We start from the raw sequence: 20,753 nt of genomic DNA, 5'->3' as shown, positions 1-20,753 counted from the left end.
ATTTACTTATATTTGTACCGTTAAAGCGATTGCTATAAACATGAGACCAAAAAATTTAGACAAAGAGCAGGCTATACGCACAATGGCATTGCACATAATAGCAGAGGAAGGACTGGAAAACCTAAGTATGCAAAGGCTGGCTAAAGCTGCTGGAATTTCGCCGCGTACCATCTACATCAAATACGAGAACAAGGAAGACTTACTTATTAAACTGTTTATTGAGGAAGTTTTAGGTGCTTATGAACGAGCGGTACTAACAGATTTTAGTCCAGATTTAAATTTTGACGAAGGTCTTAAATTAATCTGGTTAAATACCTTCAGGTATTTGACTAGTAACAGGCCACAATTTGCGCTTATACAATACGGAAAATCATCTCCGTTGCTTAATAAAGCTTTTCAAAAGGCTAACATTCGCGAAGGACAGTTCTTTGCGCCCATCCATCAGTTCTTGGTACGGCATGTGGCGGAAGGTACAATTAAGGCTTTTCCGTATGATGTACTCCGCGCCATGCTCTTCTCCCCTGTTATTGACCTGGTAAGCGAGTATTTTGACTACCGGGAAAGACCTGAACAAATAATTACTGAAGAATTGATTGTAGCCTGCTGCGAATCTGTTACAGCCGGAATACTGGCATTAAAATAACAACATGAACAATATCAAAAATAAAACTATAGCTATCGTGGGCGGTGGCCCCGGAGGCCTCACACTGGCCCGGCTTTTACAAATAAAGGGTGCAAATGTAGTAGTGTATGAAAGAGATACCGACAGAAACGCCAGACCACAAGGTGCCACGCTGGATCTACATAAAGAATCAGGCTTGAAAGCTATACGTGACGCAGGGCTGATAGAAGCCTTTATGGCCAACTACCGGCCCGGAGCAGACCGGTTGCGCATTATGGACCAGAATGCAAACATCATTTCAGACGATCATACTTTTGAAAGCGATGAAACATTCAGACCAGAAATTGATCGTGGCCCGCTGCAAAATTTGTTGTTAGACTCGTTACAACCAGGTACAGTTGTTTGGGACAGCAAATTGATATCACTTACGCCACAGGGTGATTTATGGAGACTGTACTTCCAAAACGGTCAGTCGGCTATTGCTCATATGGTGATTGCTGCTGATGGGGCAAACTCTAAAATTCGTTCTTATATAACACCCATAAAGCCTTTTTATTCGGGCATTACAGTATTAGAAGGCGCTGTGCACAACAGTGAAACAGCAAGCCCTAAAATACATAAGCTATTGAACGGCGGTAAGATTTTTGCACTGGGTAATGAAAAATCGTTAATTATAAGCTCGAAAGGCGATGGCAGCCTTGTGTTTTATACCGGCTGTAAAACCAGCGAAGACTGGAGCAAAGAATGCGGGATAAACTTTGCAGATAAAGCACAGGTACTGGCTTGGTTTAAACAAGAGTTTGCGGGATGGGACCCAATATGGCTGGAGCTGTACAAAAACGCAGATGCTCCGTTTGTGCCCCGCCCGCAGTATTGTATGCCTTTAGATCAAACTTGGGAGGCTCAACCAAACTTAACCATGCTGGGTGATGCTGCACACCTAATGCCGCCATACGCCGGCGAAGGTGTAAACATGGCTATGCTTGATGCACTGGAATTGAGCCAGCACCTTACCGATAATGATTGCCCTAACCTTCACTCGGCCATTGCAACTTATGAAAAGCAAATGCGTGCTAGAGCTGCAGAAGCCGCACAAATGACAATGGAATCGACCGAGGCCTTGCATAGCCCTAAAGCCCTTGCTTATTTGCAAAATGTAGTTGGTTAGATATTGCCTAATGTTTGAGGGATAACAGCCCTGCTACAATAATATAGGAAAGCGATTTGAACCACCGGCGCATTTTTGCTTTCTTTATAACTCTCTATTTTATTATGCTTTTGGCTATAAAAACTTACACACTCCTCCGTTCTCTCTTCACCTTTGCCTTGCTGGCTGTTTATTTTTCTGCCTATGGGCAAAATGTAGCAACGTATTCGGTTTACAAACTCGAAAGGAAGATTGGAGAAGAGCGGTGTACTACTCGGTCGGTGGCGGGCGAGCAGTTGTATGATATAACTATTGAAACCAACGACCGGGGCACACCACTCAAATTACGTGCCTCGTTAACGCTCAGCACTAGCCAAATAAAGTACTCATCAGCCGGACAAACATCGCGCTTTAAGACCGAAAGTATTGATACGATGGTGTCATCAGCCGGCGGCTTCGCTATCAGCAACAATGGCTCTATAAAACTTAAAGAGCTGCTGGTAGCCTCTTGGATAAAGGCTTCAAAACCACCTCTTTTACAATCGGCCTTTAATAAAGCAGGCATTAAGCTGAACGTTCTGGGTACGGAGCAGGCACTAATTCCAAATAAAGAGCTTATTGTTATTGCTATAGAAGGAGTTAATTCAGTAAACGAAATACTGTGGACTGACAATGAGGGGCATGCTGTTTTTTTGGCAACTTGCGATACCGAGGGTGACAAGCGTGAAGTGATCGACAACAGCTATATATCTTTATTTAAAGCTTTCAACCAAAAGTCGAACCAGTACCTTATTAACGCTTATGCGGTCCATAACCAAACGCTCGGCAAAACCTACAGGCGCATGGCCATAACCGGTGGCAATGTAATTGATGTGCTTAACGATGGGCACATTATGTACAACACCTTAGTTCTCATAGAAGACAGCAGGATAGCCTACATAGGCAAAATGGATGCGTCGCGCATCACCAAAGACATAAAGGTCATAAATGCTTCAGGCAGGTTTCTGCTTCCCGGTCTATGGAATATGCATGCACACTTGTTTCATCCTGATTATTTGAAGAGAGAACTACTGTCTGGCGTTACAACTGTACGCGATCTAGGCAATGAGTTTGATTTTATAACCCGGCTAAAAGCGGCCGCAACCAGCAGTATGCTACGTGCACCAACTGTTCATAACGCCGGGCTAATTGACGGCCGCAGCGCTGCTACATTAGGCAGTATGCTGGCTAGTGGCGATAAGGAAATAAAAGATGCCGTTAAGCAGTACTATGATGCCGGGTTTGATCAAATTAAAGTTTACAGCTCCATTAAGCCCGGCAACTTAGCTAAAATTGTACAGGAGGCCCACGGGTATAACATGGATGTGGTAGGGCATGTTCCGGTTGGCACTACCGCAACACGTTGCGTGGAAGCGGGCATGAAAAGCATTAGTCATATTCATTACTTTATGAATGCTTTAAAATGGAAGAACAGCACCTTTACAATAGCGGACAACAAAGACCTGCTAGATAAAATGAAGTTGCGTGGCGTAGTATTAGACCCTACACTCAGCGTTTATGCGCTCACAAACGACCCCAAGCTGCCGTCATACAAACGACTGGTAAAATTTTTTAATGACTACGGCCTACCAATTGTAGCCGGAACAGACAATGAAGGCACCATTGCCGACGAATTACAGTTGTATACAGATGCGGGCCTGACGCCTTTACAGGCTATACAGACGGCAACCGTTGTGCCGGCAAAATTCATGAAGCTGTTGGCCCAAACCGGCAGCATTGACTTCGGCAAAAGCGCTGATATACTAATTTTAGACAAGAATCCTTTGCATGATATAAAGGACTTGAAGAGCGTAAGTACCGTAATTAAAGGAACCTTGCTGATGGAGATGCCGGTTAGTAAATAGCCAGCTTATTTACCAAGGGATACATCCTTGTAGGGTTGGTATCTGCCATGATGATCGGGTTTGTGATAAATGCGAACGTGGGTTGCTTTGAAAGACACCGGACTGGCAGATAAATAGGCATCAGCCAGTTGTTGCATTTGAATAAAATTTTCAGGCGTAAAGCCGCACCATGCTCTGCCCAGGGTAAGATGTGGGTGAAGACCTTCAGGACCTTTGTTTACTTCAGGCGCCTCAAAATGTTTAAGGGCTGGAATAAGCAGATCATGTAACAAGCTGAGGCGAGTGGAGTTTACGCTCACAAATAATACTCGTTTACCAAAATAGCCCGTACATGGCAGTTTGATGTCAAAGGGTTGAAAATTACTGGCGGTTTCAGTTACTATATTTACCCAGGCTTCGGCATCTAATGGACTAACCGGCGGTCGCAGGGTTATATGCGGTTCGAGCCGGTTATCGCCAAACTGCTGTTGTATTTCTAAGAGCTTGCGGTAAATGTGCAGTGGTGGTACTATGCCTGCAAAATACTTCATAACCTTAACGGTATATGTTATCTCTTTAAGCCGGCTAACTGTGTTTTTTTTACGGTAGCCGCCATGCGTTTGATGAACATATAATTAGCTGAGCCGCCTATAACAGCGCCTACTACGGGCACCAGTCTGCGTGCTGCCTTGCCTCCAAATACAAGCAACAGTTTCTGAGCAACCTCCTCCATTACGTTCTTGCTAACGGTCATACCAGCATCTACCTTAAGCGATGACGCCACAATTCTAAAGAAATCGTTGAAGTTTAATTGATAGCTACCTGTTTTATAATAAGACACCGCTAGCGTTACTCTGAATTGTTGTGTAATGAGGTTAATAAAATCTAACGGTACACCAATAAGCATGGTAGCTATACCACCTGCACCCGTTAAAGCGCCCGATCCAGCTGCCAGTAATGCGCATTGATTAATAAATTTGTCAAGCCCTAATTGGTCTACACCCTTTTTAATGCTAAGCTGATCTATTTGGCTATAAATTTTCTGAAAGCCACCCTTAGAAAGGTCGGCCAGAACGTCTTTAAAGCCGTCTTTTACTTTTTGCAGGTTAAGCTGAGAGGATATTAGTGAGCCCATTTTACTTCAATTAATTGATTAACTGATAATGTGCTATTTCTGTGCCACGATTTATACATCGACATAAATTACTTTACGCTCGACTAAACTCCACACTTCTCAGTTCGTAACCTTTTCTTGAATCTGCATTGTCCTGTTTCATTAAATATTAAACCAATGGTAAAAAAACAAGTACAACCCATTACAATTAGCTAACTTTGTTAGTATGAAACGCTCGGGCAAGGCCGATTTACCTTTACACTATGGCTTTGTACCACCATGGCTGGCCGAACGTATGGCCAAGCTTGGCCTCGCAGTGGTTGAAACCATGGTGATGGAGTATGGCAATACTGCAGTACTCTCCAAACTTAGCGACCCATTCTGGTTTCAGAGCCTCGGTGCGGTTATGGGAATGGACTGGCACTCATCGGGTATTACTACATCGGTTATGGGCGCTTTGAAGCGGGCTGTTAATCCGCATGCTAAAGAACTGGGTATTTATATATGCGGCGGCAAGGGCAAGCACTCAACTCAAACCCCTAACGAGTTAATGAAACTGAGCGAAACTACAGGGCTTGATGGCAATTACCTAGTGCGTTGCAGCAAGTTGAGCGCCAAGGTAGATAATACCGCCGTACAGGATGGCTTTCAGTTATACACCCATAACTTTGTTGTGAACAGCGCTGGGCAGTGGACAGTGATACAACAGGGCATGAATACCCAAACACGCGTTGCCCGCCGCTATCACTGGCATTCTGAAAATCTGCAATCATTTGTAAGTGACCCGCATACGGGCATATGCGGCCCTAATACCGGCCGTATCCTCAATATGGCCGATGCCCGCGCCCAAGGCTCGCGCAACGCTATTATGAGCATGGCCAGTGAGCGCCCCGAACATATGCTGAAAGAGATCAGTCAACTGGTTATGCCATCACACCATGACGTTAGGGCAAAGGATGTGGATTTGAAACGACTCGGCGCATTGTTATGGCTGGCGCACGAAAAGCAACCTGCCGATTTTGAGGAATTACTACTATTGCAAGGCTTAGGCCCGCGTACATTGCAATCATTGGCTTTAGTAAGCGAGGTGATTCACGGCGCGCCATCGCGGTTTACTGACCCTGCCCGGTTCTCGTTTGCACATGGGGGTAAGGATGGTCACCCTTTTCCGGTACCTGTAAAAGTGTATGACGAAACCTTAGGTGTTCTACACACCTCAATACAGCAATCTAAGCTGGGCAATAGTGATAAGGCCGAAGCCATAAAAAAGCTAAGCCAGATAGCCCGGCAAGCCGAACAGGGGTTTACGCCCAATGCCGATTTTGAAAAAGTGATTGAAAAGGAAAGAAATGAATCTTGGCGGTACGGCGGCCGCACGGTGTTTGGCAAAGCCAAGCCCCCTGTTCAGCAGCAGCTAAAATTATTTTAAGCAGCTAACCACTAGCGGTCGTTTGAATTTTACTGTACGTTGGTATAATTGACCACTAATCTTATTTTTTCGTCCAGTTCGGCTACGGCTTCCTGCATCAATTGCAGTTCCTCAATACTTTCAGTATGGCCATCAATCTTTAATATATTCATTAAGCCCATAATAGATGCAACCGGCCGGCGTAACTCGTGCGATTGTATAAAGGCAATTTGTTTGAGTGATTCGTTTTGTGCCAACACCGTCTCTTCGTGCTCAATTTTTTTGGTTATATCAGTTGAGTTAACGGTTACACCTATAATCACACCTTCGGCATCAAATGCAGGTTCAAATTTGGCTATGCGCCAGTCGTAATCATTGCCATTCTTAACTCGTCGTTGTACAAAAACGGCCGTACCCTTAAGCGCTTTGCTATAGTCCTGGTAAAAGGTTACCAGATTATCCGGATGAAGAAAGCCCGACATAGATTTACCCCTTTCTAAGGGCAATCCATAAGCTGCTTGTGTATAACTTTCCCAAGCCTTATTAAAGGCCAAAATTTCAAACTCTCTTCCTAAAAGTAAATGACAATCTATTGAGCTTTCAAAAAAAGATCTAAGTTCAATCTCGGTACGTTTCGCTTCCTGATATTGTTGCTTAAGTAACTGCATACTGTTATCAAGTTCCATTAACTGGATGGCTTGTTTTGAAAGCGCCTGCAACATAAGTTCCTGCATTTCTGTTAAAGTGCCGGGCTGCTGGTCAATTACGCATAAACTGCCCAGGTTGTATCCGTCTTTGGTAGTAAGGGGTGCTCCTGCATAAAAGCGGATATTTGGATTGCCCAATACCAACGGGTTATTAAGAAAACGATGATCAAGCAAAGCATCCGGAACTGTCATAACCTCTGATTGCTCAATAACATGGTTACAAAAGGCATCGCCCCGGGGTGTGGTATCAAACGCAAAGGCGTGCTTAAACTTGATGAACTGTGTGTCCTTGTCGATCAAGGTAAGCAGGGCCGTGGGCGTGCCGCAAATTTTGGCAGCCAGTTCTACAATGTCCTGTAATTCTTTTTCTTTGCTGATTTCGAGTTCGAGAAAACGCCTAACAGCCTGCAACCGCCCGTATTCTTTATGAGGCATAAAAAGTGTAATATTTAAAATAACCAACTACGCAATTTAAACACATACCGATGTGTTATACTGGTTGTAGCAGCAAAAAGTTAGCTTAACTTGACGAAAATATCGCGATGGTTAACATGATTTAATCAACCAATCACTCCTACAACCAGCCGCTCTAAAAGCTATTGACTAGCCGAAGCAAACGAATAAAATGACAGCAAAACTATAGTTGTAAAGCAATTATGTTTTATGGCAAACTAAGCAACCAAAGGCAATGAGAAGGAAAAGGTAGAACCTTCGTTTTCCTTACTTTCGGCCCAGATGTTGCCCCTATGCCCTTTGATGATGTGAGTAGTGATGTACAAGCCCATCCCCAAGCCCGATACTTTTTGAGAGATATCTTCTGCCCTGAAGAACTTTTCGAAAACACGGGCAAGGTTCTCTTCAGAAAGACCAATACCTTCATCTTTTACGCTAATGACTACCTGGTCGTTCAGCTGTAAGTTTACAGAAACGGTTATGAGTTTACCTTTTGCGGAGTATTTGATTGCGTTACCAATTAGGTTTACCAAAGCCTGTTCTAACCGCAGCTTGTCAATACTCACAAAACCGTTGCCAGCCATTGGTTTTATTTCGATAACATGTGAGGGGTTTGCAATTCGTATATCACCCAATACTTCGGCAATAAACGTGTTCAGATCTACCCTTTCCATTTGGTACTCCAGCTTGTTATTTTCAATCTTGGATACATCCAGCAGTTGCTGGATAAGGGTATTTACTTTGGTAGCCTGCTGGTTAATCTTATCAAGATACATGGCCATTTTTGCGGGGTCTTTGCTTTCAAAGCTTTTACCCATTTGTGCATAAGCCTTAATGATGGTTAACGGCGAGCGCAACTCGTGCGAAGCAATAGAGAGGAACTCGGATTTTTTTTCGTTAAGCAAGGCCGCCAATTTTAGCTGCTCTTCTTTTTGCTCGGCCAGGCTGAATAATTCCTGGTTACGCTGCTTAACCTCCTCGTATGGCGATTCGGCGACAGTGGTGCGCATATGCTCGGCCAGGCGGGATGCCATGTCGCCACTTACTTTTACCGAACGCGGTATACCTAATCTGAGCAGGATAATGGTGGCGCCATGATTTTTGGACACCTCAAGCACAGGTATCAAACGTTTGGCATATTTTAGTTCTTCGCTGTTTTCGGTAAAGTGACCATCAGTTGTAATGCGGGCAGATAGAAACCACCTGCCGTCCTCGCGTTTAAGCCGAAAAGACAGCACACTGCTCAGCGTTTTCTCCAAAACTGCCCGGCAGGCTTCTGAAACGGCGGTAGCGAAAGTTGTTTGCGTTGAAAGCGTTAATCCGATATACTTGGTTATGGCCGCTGCTTTTTTATGCGTAATGGGCAAATCCAGTTCATTATCTAAATTAATACTAACAATTTCCAACATATCTTATCTCAGTTTAACGATCACCACCGATGTATCATCTGTGCGTCTTGAAAAATCTTTATAAATAGCCGCTGCCAGCACCGCTGCATCATATCTGCCTATCCCCTGATACTTGTTCAGATCTAATCTCGATTTTATACCATCTGAACATAATATTAAATAACTATAATCAGCAAAGTTATATTGCTGGTTGTTCATGGTATTCGGAATATTATGACCTATAATACCATTGTAGGAGATTTGGTTTTTCACATCGCCCCCTAAATGTAAAAGCTTGGCGGCAATATTGCCTATGCCTGCAATCTGTAGCTTTTTGGCTTCAACATCAAAAGTTACCACGGTGCCCACCATGCCCCGCGTTTTGCGGATACCCTGGTGCAAATATCGTAAAATATCAACCGGCAACTCATGCGGGCAAGTTTCAAAGCATTTTACGGCCTCGTTTACTGCTACATTAGCCTCTACGCCGTGCCCTAAACCATCGGCAACCAGCATTTTTACGGTATTGCCCTCCGTTTTATAATACGTACCATCGCCGCTTACGGTTTCGCCAGTTTTAGCTACCACCAGCGTTTTAATTTCTAAATTATGGAGTGGCAATTTTTTTACGTCGGGCGGGCTTTGATAAAGGCGGCTTAAAATGATTGATCCCCAGCCTTTAACAGAATACAGGTCAAAAACATCAGACATTCTGCTGATGCTGCCCAAACCGTGCCCCATACTGCTTCCGGTCGAATAACCATCCTGCATCATTTTAGCCGGATCGACCATCCCGGGGCCGTTATCAATGGCTATAATTTCCATATAGTCACCAAGAGCATCCCGGCCTACCGAAACCAGTATTTCGCCATCATTAGCATACTTGTGCAAGTTTGAGGTAAGCTCGGCCAGTACAAGATCAAGCTCGGCAAGCCTGCCCGCGTTAAAACCTGCCTGCTGCGCTTTGTGGTGTATATCTTTTTTTAATAACGAAAAGTAACTCCTGTCGCCAGCCGGATAGCTGGTATGTGTTGCATCAACCATTAGCCCACTTAATTATGGTAACTGTAGTACCTTTTCCAGCCTCACTTTTGATATTGAATTCATTAACCAGTCTTTTGGCACCGGGCAAACCCAAACCCAGGCTTTTTCCGGTTGAGTAGCCGTCCATCATCGCTTTGGCAATATCAGGTATACCCGGCCCCTGGTCTTTAAACGTTAACCTGATACCGTTATCGCGGCCACGGGTAACTACTTCAACTACCGTTTCGCCGCCGCCGCCGTACCTGAGCATGTTACGCACCAGCTCGCTTGCGGCGGTAATGAGCTTGGTTTGATTAACCAATCCCATTTTTATTTTAACTGCGTGCTCTTTAACACGATTTCTGAACAAAATAACATCCTGCTCCTTATATACCTTGAGGGTATCTTTAGCTAAGGGCAGTATCGTCATCTTCTTCCTCTTCTGTTTCTTCGTCTATAATAATCAGGCTGCTTAATAGCGCCATGCCTTTTTCAACATTCAGGGCGGTATGCACACCCGGCAGTTCCAGGCCCAGTTCAACCAGGGTTATGGCTACAGCAGGCTGCATACCCACTACTACTGTTTCGGCGTCTAAAAGCTTCGACATACTGGCAATGTTGCCAATAATACGGCCCATGAACGAGTCCACAATGCTAACGGCCGAAATATCGATCAAAACAGCTTTAGCACCAGTGATGCTTACCATTTTTACCAAATCGGCCTCCAGGTCCATAGCCAGCCTGTCGTACAAATCCACCTGTATGGTCACCAGTAAAAAGTGACCCATTTTTAAAATAGGAATACGATCCATGTTTTAATTAATTCGCTTTTTCAACCACTACTCCAGCTTTCTTTTTCACCTCTAATCGCAGAGTAGCAAAAGCAAATTTAAGTGCATGGGCTAATGAAGCCTTGGTTACGATGTTAGAAAGATCTATACCGAGGTGAACAATGGTTTGCGCAATTTCGGGACGAATACCACTGATTATACATTCGGCACCCATTAAGCGGGTAGCGCTTACGGTTTTTATTAAGTGCTGCGCTACAAGCGAGTCAACCGCCGGTACGCCCGATATATCCAATATGGCAATACTGCTACCGGTATCTACAATCTCCTGCAGCAGGTTTTCCATTACTACCTGTGTGCGTGAGCTATCTAAAGTACCAATAATGGGCAGGGCTAAAATGCCGTCCCAAACGCGTATAACGGGTGTAGAGATTTCAGCAATCTCATCTGTTTGACGTAAAATAACTTCCTCACGACCCTTAATAAAAGTTTCAAAAGTGATAATGCTAAAATTGTCAATCAGGCGACTTACTTTAATGCTTTCTTCATACAAAGAAGCCAAGTCATTTTTAAGTTCAGTTTCCAGGATGGAAAGCAGCGCTTCCTTCAGGCTTAGTACGTAAGCTCCTGTTTCGCGTGGGCTGTAACCCTGGCGGGCACGTGTTATAGATATGCCACCCAGTATCTCAATAACACCGTCAAAGTCAGACGACTCGGCATCGGTAATATTATCTGCACTTAGCGAACCAATCAGCGTGTCTACCAGCTCTTCAGATTGTGAGCGTAATTCTTCGTTACTCATCAAATCATCGCGAAGGCCAGCATCAGTTAACTGGTTTTTCATCCATAGTTCCAGGATGTCATTTTTCTTGTTCTTTAAGATCTGTGCAGATTGAGCCATATTGTTCAGATTGAAACTTAGGAATGATTTTAAAATTATAATTGCTGATTTAGCAAAAAAGATAAATCAGTACCTATTAATTAATTCTCGGCCTAAAAGTAGGTATTTTAAATAAGTGATAACGGGATATTTTTCTATATTACATTTAAAGTAAATTTTATTCAGCACGAGCAACAAGTGAGCTGCTTTAATTAAAAAAGGAAAGTCCGGCTCTTATTGACCGGACTTTTAAAGTCTTACTTTTAATATGTAACGCCAGCTTACTTTTTCACCAGTTTAATTTGATACAATTTTGGCCATTTCTTGCCAGTTACAAATAAGCGCTTGCCTGCAGCATCCCAGGCTATGCCGTTCATGACCTCAGCGCCCGGAGAATTTGCGCGCGCATCCTCAGGATACAAGGTACTTAAATCTACCCGCTGTAGCACGGCACCTGTTTTAGGATCAATTACCACAATATCGTTGGTTTCGTACACGTTGGCGTATATTTTGCCATTAATATACTCTAATTCATTAAGCTTATTTACAGGGCCCTGATCATCATATACATCAATAGAACCGATTGCATGGTAATTGTTTTTATCCAGGAACCATATGCGGTTACTGCTATCGTCCATATATAGCTGTTTACCATCATAACACATTCCCCAGCCCTCAATGCCTACATTATTGGTAAAGGTTTGTAGCAGCTTAAATGTGTTAGCATCGTAAACGTAGCCAATCTTTTCGGTGTAGGTGAGCTGTACAATTTTATCGTCTACCAAGGCAATACCTTCAGCAAAAACTTTAGGGTCAACATCTGTTTTTTGCAGCACCTTGCCGGTGGTTAAATCTACTTTACGCAGGCTGGATTGCCCGGTTCCTTCGGCTACCCTGCCACCATCGCTTTCATATAAAAAGCCGTTATGATATACTAATCCTTCAATATAACTGCTGGTATCATGCGGAAAGGTCTTCTCAACCTCGAAACCGTAAGCCTCAGGTGCCCTGGCAGCCAACACGTTTATGTTGGTACTTACCTCCTGCACCTGGCCTGCAGCGTAAATTTTTGCTGTGATGATTTTTGGACCCAGGGTAATGCTATCAGTGGTAAGTTCAAACGCAGATGAGTCTTTACGACTGGCTAAACGAGCCGAATCGAGCAGGTACACTACTGAGTCAGTCTTCATATCGGCGGGGTAAGCAACCTTAATACTTACTTTATCGCCTTGTTTGTAATTGGTGCCGGCCTCGGGGCTAATGCCCAGGTTTACCGATTGATTTTTAGGATTACAACTGTATATGGCCAGCAAACCCGCCGCCAGGTATAAGATATGCTTATGCTTCATGCAAAATTTATAATCAGGCTGTTGGCCAAAAGGCATCTTCAATATGTTTTAATGTATACGTATCTTTAGGTGTAAATAGTATAGCCACAATATCAAATCGCACTTCGCCCTGATGATTCATTAAATAAATATATTCGTCGGCCGCATCGGCCAGCAGCTTCTGCTTTCGGCTATCCACAAAATCTTCGGGTTCACCAAAGCCGTTGCCGGTACGCGTTTTAACTTCGGTAAATATAATAACCTTGTCTTTATAAGCAATTAAATCTACCTCGGCGCGGCCAAAAGTCCAGTTTTCGTCCAGTATCTCATAACTGGCTGCTTCCAGATGCGCCTTGGCTAATGCTTCGCCTCGGCGGCCTAATTCATTGTGGACGGCCATTTTTATTTAATAATAACAGACCCCAGGTAATCTACAATGTGCTTTTCAATCTTCTTCATTTGCAGGTACTGCGTCATGATGATGTCCTGATCGGCCGGTTCCTGGGCATTTTGCAGATCGGTACGCAGCTGGTCTAGTATCTTGCCCACCTTTTGTTTTTTGAGGTGAAATATGGCGCCCAATATAGTGGCTTTCATGTTCATTTGCTCCTCGTGCACAAAAATGCGATGCATGTTATACCAGTTCTCGCTCAATGTATATTTGGTAGCCAGCAGATCTACTGTTAAATCAACAATCTGCTTATCAAGATGATGAATAAAAAACTGTTCTTCGGGCAATACACCGTTCTCAAGCTGTTGCTTATATATTTCAAAAAAGCTTTTGCAGGCGGCGTTCTCAAACTCCACATCGCTTAGCTCTGCTATTACAAACGGACCAATGTAAGTATTGGCAATATTATCCCAGTTAATGATCTGGTTGCCATAAACCAATAATAAACGTATCACTTCGCGCTCTTGCAGGAGGCTGGTTTCAACGGGCTTGGCTGGTGCAACAGGCTCATCAAAAAAGTGCGGTTCATCGGGCGGGGGCAACTCTTCGTATCCATAAGGCCGTTGTTGTTGCTGTTGCTGACCATCCTTTTTACTTTTGGCCAACCGCATCTTATTCAGTTCCGACAACAAAATACGCTCATCAATCTGCAACTGGTGACTGCACTCGCGAATGAATACCGATGCTTTAATAGAGTCGGGTATACGCGCAATGCTCTCCACTATTTCGCGTATTACGTTAGCGCGCTGTATGGGATCGGAGCCAGCTTCTTTAAGTAGGATGCTGGTTTTATATAAAATAAAGTCTTTTTTGTTTTGATCGATATAGCCCTTAAACGCATTGCTGCCAACTTCGCGCACGTAAGAGTCGGGGTCGTGCCCATCCGGAAAGAGCACTACCTTAACATTAAGTCCTTCTTCCAGTATAAGATCAAGTCCGCGCAGCGATGCCTTGATACCTGCCGCATCACCATCGTATAAAATGGTGATATTTTTGGTGAATCGACCAATGAGCCTGATCTGCTCCACCGTAAGCGACGTACCTGATGAAGCCACCACGTTTTCAATACCGGCCTGGTGCACCGACAACACGTCGGCATAACCCTCAACCAGGTAGCAATTATCCTCGTCGCGTATGCTTTTTTTGGCAAAGAAAAGCCCGTATAATACGCTCGATTTGTGATAGATCTCTGACTCGGGTGAGTTTACGTACTTGGGTACCTTTTTATCGGTTTTAAGCGTACGCCCGCCAAAAGCAATTACCCGGCCGGTAAAGCCGTGTATTGGAAACATTACCCGGCCACGATAGCGGTCATACAATGTACCATTATCACGTTTTACCGATAACCCGCTTTCTTCGAGATACTGCGGCTGGTAGCCCTTATTGATAGCTGTTGAGGTAAACGCCTCCCAATTATCGGGCGAGTAACCGAGCTCGAATTTCTTGATGATATCGGTTGTAAAACCGCGTTCTTTAAAGTAGCTCAGGCCAATGCTTTTACCCTCACTGGTATCCCACATGGCCTCCTGAAAAAACTTGGCAGCGTAGCTGGTTACCACCATCAGGTTTTCGCGACGGTTATCGGCCTCTGCATTTTCCGGCCTGTCCTGTAATTCGTCTACCTCGATGTTGTATTTTTTTGCCAGCCATTTTAGCGCCTCAGGGTAGCTGAATTTCTCATGCTCCATCAGGAACGTAACGGCCGACCCGCCTTTACCAGTGGAAAAATCCTTAAATATTCCCTTAGCCGGCGACACCGTGAACGATGGCGTTTTCTCGTTTGCAAACGGCGACAAGCCTATAAAGTTAGCCCCTCGTTTTTTCAATTGCACAAACTCCCCAATCACCTCAACAATGTCGATGGCTTCCATTATACGGTCTATGGTGGCTTTGGTAATCATGCAGGTACAAAGATATAACTAATTGCCCACAGAGTTAAAAACGGATTAGCTCATATCGGCTTTTCTGTTTTTGTGATAGATGTACTTAATGGCAAAAGTGTAAAGCACCAACGCTAACCCAATAAAGCTAATCATTGCATTTATCCAGTGATGGAAATAGTTAACCAATAAAATGCTACCTATAATAAGCACCCCGCCTATTATAAAGGCCCCGTCATGATACCGTTTGTATACCATGGTTTTGGAGTAAAAGATCCACTTTTTAATAATGGCATTGTCGGGTGTTAAAACCAACATCTGGTTAAAATGATCCAGCGCATTTTTGTAAAAGTTTAAATTGTACAGCGCCTCACCTTTAAAAAACATAAGGTGCAGGTACCATTTCTCTTGATTTGGCTGCATTTTTAACAGGCGCATATTTGCATCAAACTCCGTAAGCACAAGATCAACTTCATTAACTACTTTTTGGTACTGCTTGGTTTGCATCAACGCTTTAAAATACTTGCCAACAATGGCAGCCACTTTTAAAAGGTCATCCCGTTCGCGCAACTGGCCCGGTGCAGCCAGCACAGCCGGATTGAGTTCAACAAACTTGATCACGAAAGCCGGACTATCCACAAAATTGGTTTCGTAATCATCAAAGATTTGCTGGAGCGATTTAACGGGCATCTAAAATTTATGGCTGGTTTACTACAAAACTAAACAAATTAAAAAGCACCCCGCGAAGTGCTGATAATACTCTTGGTTCCCGGCTCTTGATTCTTGCATCTAAATTGTATTTTTGCGCTTCTTAAATTTTTAGACATGAGCGATCGAATTAAAATTAAAGCACTGTTGCAAACTATACCTACCGAACAGGAAGTAAACGTTAAAGGATGGGTACGCACCTTCCGTAATAATCAGTTTATTGCTTTAAATGATGGCTCAACCAATAATAACATTCAAATTGTTGTTGATTTTCAAAATACAGACGAGGCTTTACTTAAGCGCATTACCACCGGTGCTGCGCTGAGTGTAACGGGTAAACTGGTTGCCAGTTTAGGCAAAGGGCAGGCGGTTGATGTTAAAGCTACCCACATTGAGATTTTGGGCGATAGCGACCCCGAAAAATACCCCTTGCAGCCCAAAAAGCACAGCCTGGAATTTTTGCGTGAGATTGCACACCTGCGTTTTCGTACCAATACGTTTGGCGCCATCTTCAGAGTGCGTAACAGCCTGGCTTTTGCGGTGCATCAGTTTTTTCAGGAGAAAGGCTTTGTGTACCTGCATACGCCGGTAATTACGGCTTCGGATGCAGAGGGTGCCGGCGAGGCTTTTAAGGTAACCAACCTCGATCTGGCCAATCCGCCAAGAACCGAGACGGGTGAGATAGATTTTAAACAAGACTTTTTTGGCCGTGCCACTAATCTTACCGTATCTGGTCAGTTAGAAGGTGAATTAGGCGCTATGGCCCTGAGCGACATCTATACTTTCGGTCCAACTTTCCGTGCCGAAAACTCCAACACAACCCGTCACCTGGCGGAGTTTTGGATGATTGAGCCCGAAATGGCTTTTTATGACCTGGCCGACAATATGGACCTGGCCGAAGGCTTGTTAAAATACGTGATAAACTATGCCTTAGAGCATAACCGCGAGGATATTGAGTTTTTAACCCAGCGCCTGCAGGAAGAAGAGAAAACCAAACCACAACAGGAACGCTCGGAAATGACCTTGCTGGAGAAACTACAGTTTTGTTTAGATAATGAGTTTGAGCGTTTAACCTATACGCAGGCTATCGATATTTTAAAAGATTCGACGCCGAATAAAAAGAAAAAGTTCCAGTACCTAATTGAGGGTTGGGGTGCCGATTTGCAATCAGAGCATGAGCGTTACCTGGTAGAGAAACACTTTAAGAAACCGGTTATTTTAACCGATTACCCTAAGGAGATCAAGTCCTTTTACATGCGCCAAAACGATGACGGAAAAACAGTTGCCGCTATGGACATTCTGTTCCCTGGCATAGGCGAAATTGTAGGCGGTTCGCAGCGTGAAGAACGTTTGGACAAGCTGGAGCAGCGTATGGACGAGATTGGCATCCCTAAGGATGAGCTTTGGTGGTACCTGGATACCCGCCGTTTTGGTGGCTGCCCGCACGCCGGCTTTGGCTTAGGCTTTGAGCGCCTGGTACTGTTTGTAACGGGCATGGGTAATATCCGCGATGTGATTCCTTTTCCAAGGTTCCCAAAGAACGCCGAGTTTTAATAAAGTACTTACAAATAGAGCCTCCCTTACAGGAGGCTTTTCTTTTTTGTAATAAATCCATTAAAAAAAAGGCATTAAACAGCTTTTTGCCTACTTTTAATGCATTAACTTCTTATTTAACTCACTAAGTGCATGAAAAAACTCCTACTCCTGCTTACTGCATTTGTTTTAGCCCAAAGTACGGTGTTTGCGCAGCAACACTTACTCTGGATGCAGCAACCTACCCTATCTCCAGATGGTAAGTGGATTGCTTTTGAATACAAAGGTAACCTGTTTAAAGTAGCCGCAAGCGGCGGCACTGCTGTTCCCTTAACTATCAACAGCGCCTATAACGGCTACCCTGTTTGGAGCCATGATAGTAAAACTATTGCCTTTGCCTCCGACCGTTATGGCAATTTTGACGTGTATGTAATGCCTGCTGATGGCGGCCAGGCTACCCGCCTTACCTTTGCTTCTGAAAGGGATATTCCAATGGACTTTTCGGTAGATAATCAGAAGGTATATTTTGGCACCGACCGTCATGATATTTATACTTCGGTACGCTTTCCGGGCAATGCTTATTTTGCTAAGATGTACGCTGTGCCGGTTAAAGGCGGACGCAGTGTTATGATTAACTCGGCAGGTACAGAGTATGTACATTTTAACAAGACAGGCGATAAATTTATTTACCAGGACCGCAAAGGGTATGAAGACCCCTGGCGCAAACACCATACCTCAGCCGTTACACGCGACATCTGGGCGTATGATGTAACCAAAAAATCATATACCAAGGTATCAACCTACGTAGGCGAAGACCGCGAACCGGTTTGGGGCAACGGCGATGCCTTTTATTATCTGAGTGAACGCAATGGCAACCAAAACTTGTACCGCGCCTCATTAAGCGATTATAACAACCCTACACAGCTTACCACCTTTACCAAAGACCCGGTACGTAACCTTTCCCGCTCTGATGACGGCCTGTTGGCATTCACCCAAAACGGCGAACTGTTTACCATGAAAGACGGCCAGCAACCGGTGAAAGTAAACATTGGCCTCAGCGCTGATTTTAACGGCGACCAGGTACAAAACATGCCTGTACGCGGCGATGCTACCGAAATTACCGTATCACCGAACGGCAAGGAAGTAGCCTTTGTTTACCGTGGCGAAATATTTGTAGCCTCGGCAGATGGGAACATTACCAAGCGCATTACCAACACCCCTTACCAGGAGCGTATGGTAAAATTTAGCCCGGATGGCCGCACTTTGCTGTATTCGGTTGAAAATACCACATCATGGGACATTTATAAAACCAGCTTAGCCAACCGCAATGAGCCTTACTTTTTTGCATCAACCACGTTGGCAACCGAACCGGTTATTAATTCCTCCAAAGAAGAATTTCAGGGCGTTTACTCGCCGGATGGCAAAAAGATAGCCTACCTGGAAGAACGCAACACCGTTAAAGTGTATGACGTGGCTACCAAAAAGTCGGTCACTGTAATTCCTGCAGGCATTAATTTTTCTTACTCTGATGGCGACCAGTTCTTTTCATGGTCGCCCGATAGCCGTTACCTGGCTGCCGAATCAAGCGAGGGTGCTTATGGCCGTAGCGAAATAGCCTTAATAAAAGCCGATGGCACCGGCGACCGCATCAACTTAACCGAAAGCGGCTTCAATGATGGCCATCCGCAATGGGGACTGAACGGTAAGATGATCTACTGGCTATCCGATAAGCAGGGCCGTAAAAACTTCTCGCGCGGTGCGCAAGATGACGTTTATGCCATGTTTTTTGATCAGGCTGCCTGGGATAGGTTCCAGCTAAGCAAGGAGGACTTGGATATTCGCAAACAGGAAGAAAAGAGAGATTCGCTAAACAGATCATCGGCCACTACCAAATCAACACCTGCTAATGCCAAAACTCCGGCAGGCATAGCTCCTTATGCATATACGCCCAACCTTAAAAATCTGAGCGACCGCACCGTACGCTTAACTTTAACGTCTACCGATATTTCGGACGTTATTATGTCTAAAGACGGCGAAAAGGTCTTTTACCTGGCCCGTTTTGATAAAGGCTTTGACCTATGGGTGAGCATGCCACGTACCAAGGAAAGTAAAGTACTGGCTTCGCTTAATGCACAAGGCGGTTCGTTGGAGCTAACGCCCGATGGTAAAAGCCTGTTTGTGCTGGCTGGTGGTAATGTGATGAAAGTAAACGTTGATGACGGCAAAATAACGCCTGTAAAAATCAACAGCACTATGGATCTGGATGCTGCCGGTGAACGTGCTTATGTGTTTGACCATGCCTGGAAACAAGTAACCAAAAAGTTCTTCGATCCTAAACTGCAGGGCGTGGATTGGGATTACTACCATACCACCTATGCTAAGTTCCTGCCGCACATCAACAATAACTATGATTTTCAGATACTGTTAAGCGAGTTTTTGGGCGAGCTGAATGGCTCACATACTGGCGGCCGCTATTCGCCAGTGTTCCCTAACGCTGATGAAACCGGCGCACTGGGCTTGCTGTACGATCAAACCAAAGGCGGCAACGGCTTGGTAGTGGCCGATATAATAACCGGCGGTCCGTTTGATGTGGCCCGTACCAAGATGAAAAAAGGCTTTGTGATTGATAAAATTGATGGCGAAACTATTACCGATGATGCAGATTGGACAAAGCTATTGAACCACAAGGCCGATAAGTATACGCTAATTAGCTTCCATGATCCTAAAACCAATACCCGCTACGAAGAGAATGTAAAACCGGTACGCCCTGGTTTTGAAAGAAGCGTTCTACTGTACAACCGCTGGATCAGGCAGATGGAACACCTGACTGACAGCCTATCGAACGGACAGGTTGGCTATGTGCATGTACAGGGAATGAATGACCCCAGCTACCGCGTAACAGTTGACAAGGTACTTGGCCGCAACTATAACAAAAAAGCACTAATTGTAGATACCCGCTTTAACGGCGGTGGCTGGCTGCACGATGAATTGGTTACCTTTTTAGGCGGCAAGCTATACTTCCAGCTGCGGCCACAGGGCACACCAACCGAGGGAGGAGAATCATTAAGCAAATGGAACAAACCCAGCTGCGTGCTCATGAGCGAGGGTAATTACTCTGACGCATTTATGTTCCCATACGCTTATAAAGCTTTAAAATTAGGCAAACTGGTAGGTATGCCGGTTGCCGGCACAGGTACCGCTGTTTGGTGGGAACGCCAGATAGACGGCACCCTGGTGTTCGGGATCCCGATGGTGTCCTCATGGGGACCAGGTGAGAACCACCCGACAGAAAACCATCAGCTGGAGCCAGATATTCGCGTTCCGGCTGACTACAGCAAGATTTTGAACGGGCAAGACCAACAACTGGAAGCAGCCGTTAAGGAGATGCTGCAAACGGTAAAAGGTCACTAATCGCCACCCCTTAGAGCGGAGAGAGAGCT

General features: G+C 44.6%; 18 protein-coding genes. 6 read left to right on the top strand and 12 right to left on the bottom strand.

Annotated elements, in window-relative coordinates:
* Positions 1-40 precede the first annotated feature (40 nt).
* The 3 genes from ABDD95_RS03910 to ABDD95_RS03900 all read left to right on the top strand — a co-directional run bounded on the left by ABDD95_RS03910 (position 41) and on the right by ABDD95_RS03900 (position 3,673).
* Positions 41-643: a TetR/AcrR family transcriptional regulator gene (locus tag ABDD95_RS03910; protein WP_345950594.1), complete on the top strand. Its 603-nt coding sequence runs from the start codon at positions 41-43 to the stop codon at positions 641-643.
* A gap of 4 nt (positions 644-647) precedes the next feature.
* On the top strand, positions 648-1,790 hold the full coding sequence (locus ABDD95_RS03905) for an NAD(P)/FAD-dependent oxidoreductase (RefSeq protein ID WP_345950593.1): 1,143 nt from the start codon (positions 648-650) through the stop codon (positions 1,788-1,790).
* A gap of 104 nt (positions 1,791-1,894) precedes the next feature.
* The gene (locus ABDD95_RS03900; RefSeq protein WP_345950592.1) at positions 1,895-3,673 is read left to right on the top strand and encodes an amidohydrolase family protein; all 1,779 of its coding nucleotides are present in this window, start codon (positions 1,895-1,897) and stop codon (positions 3,671-3,673) included.
* Positions 3,674-3,678: 5 nt separating this feature from the next.
* Here ABDD95_RS03900 and ABDD95_RS03895 read toward each other — a convergent pair whose 3' ends face one another.
* A complete protein-coding gene (locus ABDD95_RS03895; protein ID WP_345950591.1) occupies positions 3,679-4,203 on the bottom strand; it encodes a 2'-5' RNA ligase family protein in 525 nt (174 codons plus the stop codon).
* A 17-nt stretch (positions 4,204-4,220) separates the two neighbouring features.
* Positions 4,221-4,787, bottom strand: a complete 567-nt coding sequence (locus ABDD95_RS03890) for a hypothetical protein (RefSeq protein ID WP_345950590.1) — start codon at positions 4,785-4,787, stop codon at positions 4,221-4,223.
* Positions 4,788-4,992: 205 nt separating this feature from the next.
* Here ABDD95_RS03890 and ABDD95_RS03885 point away from each other — a divergent pair, with 205 nt between their 5' ends.
* Complete coding sequence (locus ABDD95_RS03885) at positions 4,993-6,195, top strand: DUF763 domain-containing protein (protein ID WP_345950589.1); 1,203 nt, start codon at positions 4,993-4,995, stop codon at positions 6,193-6,195.
* A gap of 29 nt (positions 6,196-6,224) precedes the next feature.
* Here ABDD95_RS03885 and ABDD95_RS03880 read toward each other — a convergent pair whose 3' ends face one another.
* From ABDD95_RS03880 to ABDD95_RS03835, 10 genes are all read right to left on the bottom strand, one after another.
* Positions 6,225-7,316 (bottom strand): GAF domain-containing protein, encoded by a 1,092-nt coding sequence (locus tag ABDD95_RS03880; RefSeq protein ID WP_345950588.1) that lies wholly within the window; start codon positions 7,314-7,316, stop codon positions 6,225-6,227.
* Positions 7,317-7,552: 236 nt separating this feature from the next.
* The gene (locus tag ABDD95_RS03875) at positions 7,553-8,743 is read right to left on the bottom strand and encodes a HAMP domain-containing sensor histidine kinase (protein ID WP_345950587.1); all 1,191 of its coding nucleotides are present in this window, start codon (positions 8,741-8,743) and stop codon (positions 7,553-7,555) included.
* Between the two features lie 3 nt (positions 8,744-8,746).
* Positions 8,747-9,766 (bottom strand): SpoIIE family protein phosphatase, encoded by a 1,020-nt coding sequence (locus tag ABDD95_RS03870; protein WP_345950586.1) that lies wholly within the window; start codon positions 9,764-9,766, stop codon positions 8,747-8,749.
* Complete coding sequence (locus tag ABDD95_RS03865) at positions 9,759-10,175, bottom strand: anti-sigma regulatory factor (RefSeq protein ID WP_345950585.1); 417 nt, start codon at positions 10,173-10,175, stop codon at positions 9,759-9,761. Before ABDD95_RS03865 ends, ABDD95_RS03870 begins: the two co-directional genes overlap by 8 nt.
* Positions 10,153-10,557 carry an STAS domain-containing protein gene (locus ABDD95_RS03860; RefSeq protein WP_345950584.1) on the bottom strand — a complete coding sequence of 135 codons (405 nt, stop codon included), beginning with the start codon at positions 10,555-10,557 and terminating at the stop codon, positions 10,153-10,155. Before ABDD95_RS03860 ends, ABDD95_RS03865 begins: the two co-directional genes overlap by 23 nt.
* 7 nt (positions 10,558-10,564) lie before the next feature.
* Complete coding sequence (locus tag ABDD95_RS03855; protein WP_345950583.1) at positions 10,565-11,434, bottom strand: STAS domain-containing protein; 870 nt, start codon at positions 11,432-11,434, stop codon at positions 10,565-10,567.
* A gap of 260 nt (positions 11,435-11,694) precedes the next feature.
* Entirely contained in the window at positions 11,695-12,762 is a 1,068-nt protein-coding gene (locus ABDD95_RS03850; protein WP_345950582.1) for a glutaminyl-peptide cyclotransferase, read from the bottom strand.
* 13 nt (positions 12,763-12,775) lie between these two features.
* Positions 12,776-13,141, bottom strand: coding sequence for a YraN family protein (locus tag ABDD95_RS03845; protein ID WP_345950581.1), 366 nt, complete (start codon positions 13,139-13,141; stop codon positions 12,776-12,778).
* 2 nt (positions 13,142-13,143) lie between these two features.
* Positions 13,144-15,093 carry a DNA primase gene (gene dnaG / locus ABDD95_RS03840; RefSeq protein WP_345950580.1) on the bottom strand — a complete coding sequence of 650 codons (1,950 nt, stop codon included), beginning with the start codon at positions 15,091-15,093 and terminating at the stop codon, positions 13,144-13,146.
* A gap of 45 nt (positions 15,094-15,138) precedes the next feature.
* Entirely contained in the window at positions 15,139-15,762 is a 624-nt protein-coding gene (locus ABDD95_RS03835; RefSeq protein ID WP_345950579.1) for a hypothetical protein, read from the bottom strand.
* 135 nt (positions 15,763-15,897) lie between these two features.
* On the opposite strand from ABDD95_RS03835, the gene asnS reads away from it, so the two are divergent.
* Together asnS and ABDD95_RS03825 are read left to right on the top strand one after the other, a co-directional pair.
* Positions 15,898-17,334, top strand: coding sequence for an asparagine--tRNA ligase (gene asnS, locus ABDD95_RS03830; protein WP_345950578.1), 1,437 nt, complete (start codon positions 15,898-15,900; stop codon positions 17,332-17,334).
* 132 nt (positions 17,335-17,466) lie between these two features.
* Positions 17,467-20,724: a S41 family peptidase gene (locus ABDD95_RS03825; protein WP_345950577.1), complete on the top strand. Its 3,258-nt coding sequence runs from the start codon at positions 17,467-17,469 to the stop codon at positions 20,722-20,724.
* Positions 20,725-20,753 lie beyond the last annotated feature (29 nt).

The organism is Mucilaginibacter sp. PAMB04274 (assembly GCF_039634385.2).
Lineage (GTDB): Bacteria > Bacteroidota > Bacteroidia > Sphingobacteriales > Sphingobacteriaceae > Mucilaginibacter.
This window is presented reverse-complemented; position numbering and strand designations above follow the sequence as displayed.

What these genes read in the sequence shown, in the direction of transcription:
- ABDD95_RS03910 (WP_345950594.1), top strand. Translation starts at nt 41, where the DNA reads ATGAGACCAAAAAATTTAGACAAAGAGCAGGCTATACGCACAATGGCA.
- ABDD95_RS03905 (WP_345950593.1), top strand. Translation starts at nt 648, where the DNA reads ATGAACAATATCAAAAATAAAACTATAGCTATCGTGGGCGGTGGCCCC.
- ABDD95_RS03900 (WP_345950592.1), top strand. Translation starts at nt 1,895, where the DNA reads ATGCTTTTGGCTATAAAAACTTACACACTCCTCCGTTCTCTCTTCACC.
- ABDD95_RS03895 (WP_345950591.1), bottom strand. Translation starts at nt 4,203, where the DNA reads ATGAAGTATTTTGCAGGCATAGTACCACCACTGCACATTTACCGCAAG.
- ABDD95_RS03890 (WP_345950590.1), bottom strand. Translation starts at nt 4,787, where the DNA reads ATGGGCTCACTAATATCCTCTCAGCTTAACCTGCAAAAAGTAAAAGAC.
- ABDD95_RS03885 (WP_345950589.1), top strand. Translation starts at nt 4,993, where the DNA reads ATGAAACGCTCGGGCAAGGCCGATTTACCTTTACACTATGGCTTTGTA.
- ABDD95_RS03880 (WP_345950588.1), bottom strand. Translation starts at nt 7,316, where the DNA reads ATGCCTCATAAAGAATACGGGCGGTTGCAGGCTGTTAGGCGTTTTCTC.
- ABDD95_RS03875 (WP_345950587.1), bottom strand. Translation starts at nt 8,743, where the DNA reads ATGTTGGAAATTGTTAGTATTAATTTAGATAATGAACTGGATTTGCCC.
- ABDD95_RS03870 (WP_345950586.1), bottom strand. Translation starts at nt 9,766, where the DNA reads ATGGTTGATGCAACACATACCAGCTATCCGGCTGGCGACAGGAGTTAC.
- ABDD95_RS03865 (WP_345950585.1), bottom strand. Translation starts at nt 10,175, where the DNA reads ATGACGATACTGCCCTTAGCTAAAGATACCCTCAAGGTATATAAGGAG.
- ABDD95_RS03860 (WP_345950584.1), bottom strand. Translation starts at nt 10,557, where the DNA reads ATGGATCGTATTCCTATTTTAAAAATGGGTCACTTTTTACTGGTGACC.
- ABDD95_RS03855 (WP_345950583.1), bottom strand. Translation starts at nt 11,434, where the DNA reads ATGGCTCAATCTGCACAGATCTTAAAGAACAAGAAAAATGACATCCTG.
- ABDD95_RS03850 (WP_345950582.1), bottom strand. Translation starts at nt 12,762, where the DNA reads ATGAAGCATAAGCATATCTTATACCTGGCGGCGGGTTTGCTGGCCATA.
- ABDD95_RS03845 (WP_345950581.1), bottom strand. Translation starts at nt 13,141, where the DNA reads ATGGCCGTCCACAATGAATTAGGCCGCCGAGGCGAAGCATTAGCCAAG.
- dnaG (WP_345950580.1), bottom strand. Translation starts at nt 15,093, where the DNA reads ATGATTACCAAAGCCACCATAGACCGTATAATGGAAGCCATCGACATT.
- ABDD95_RS03835 (WP_345950579.1), bottom strand. Translation starts at nt 15,762, where the DNA reads ATGCCCGTTAAATCGCTCCAGCAAATCTTTGATGATTACGAAACCAAT.
- asnS (WP_345950578.1), top strand. Translation starts at nt 15,898, where the DNA reads ATGAGCGATCGAATTAAAATTAAAGCACTGTTGCAAACTATACCTACC.
- ABDD95_RS03825 (WP_345950577.1), top strand. Translation starts at nt 17,467, where the DNA reads ATGAAAAAACTCCTACTCCTGCTTACTGCATTTGTTTTAGCCCAAAGT.